Genomic DNA, 1,307 nt, shown 5'->3' with positions numbered 1-1,307 from the left:
TCAGACTATGTGCCAGGCGGATTTACCTACCTGACGTCCTACACCCTTACCCCGGGACAACCACCGCCCGGGATGGACTACCTTCCTGCGTCACCCCATCACTCACCTACTACCAACTTGGGCCGGCGGCTCCACCACTCCCCATCACTCCGAAGAGATCAGGGGCGGCTTCACGGCCTTAGCATCACTGGATTCGATGTTTGACGCTTCACAGCGGGTACCGGAATATCAACCGGTTATCCATCGACTACGCCTGTCGGCCTCGCCTTAGGTCCCGACTTACCCTGGGCAGATCAGCTTGACCCAGGAACCCTTAGTCAATCGGCGCACACGTTTCTCACGTGTGAATCGCTACTCATGCCTGCATTCTCACTCGTGAACCGTCCACAACTCGCTTCCGCGGCTGCTTCACCCGGCACACGACGCTCCCCTACCCATCACAGCACCCGTTGGGGCTTCACGCTGCAATGACACGACTTCGGCGGTACGCTTGAGCCCCGCTACATTGTCGGCGCGGAATCACTAGACCAGTGAGCTATTACGCACTCTTTCAAGGGTGGCTGCTTCTAAGCCAACCTCCTGGTTGTCTGTGCGACTCCACATCCTTTCCCACTTAGCGTACGCTTAGGGGCCTTAGTCGATGCTCTGGGCTGTTTCCCTCTCGACCATGGAGCTTATCCCCCACAGTCTCACTGCCGCGCTCTCACTTACCGGCATTCGGAGTTTGGCTAAGGTCAGTAACCCGGTAGGGCCCATCGCCTATCCAGTGCTCTACCTCCGGCAAGAAACACACGACGCTGCACCTAAATGCATTTCGGGGAGAACCAGCTATCACGGAGTTTGATTGGCCTTTCACCCCTAACCACAGGTCATCCCCCAGGTTTTCAACCCTGGTGGGTTCGGTCCTCCACGAAGTCTTACCTCCGCTTCAACCTGCCCATGGCTAGATCACTCCGCTTCGGGTCTTGAGCGCGCTACTATATCGCCCTGTTCGGACTCGCTTTCGCTACGGCTTCCCCACTCGGGTTAACCTCGCAACACACCGCAAACTCGCAGGCTCATTCTTCAAAAGGCACGCAGTCACGACGCAAGGACAAGTCCTTGCGCGACGCTCCCACGGCTTGTAGGCACACGGTTTCAGGTACTATTTCACTCCCCTCCCGGGGTACTTTTCACCATTCCCTCACGGTACTATCCGCTATCGGTCACCAGGGAATATTTAGGCTTAGCGGGTGGTCCCGCCAGATTCACACGGGATTTCTCGGGCCCCGTGCTACTTGGGTGTCTCTCAAACGAGCCGCTGATGT

1 rRNA gene (cut by both window edges) is annotated in these 1,307 nt (G+C 57.4%); it reads right to left on the bottom strand.

What is annotated here, in order from left to right:
- Nucleotides 1–1,307, bottom strand: a 23S ribosomal RNA gene (locus IE172_RS23550) (it extends past both window edges: 1,426 nt to the left, 450 nt to the right).

The sequence above is a fragment of the Streptomyces griseoflavus genome (assembly GCF_014649995.1).
GTDB lineage: Bacteria > Actinomycetota > Actinomycetes > Streptomycetales > Streptomycetaceae > Streptomyces > Streptomyces griseoflavus.
This window is presented reverse-complemented; position numbering and strand designations above follow the sequence as displayed.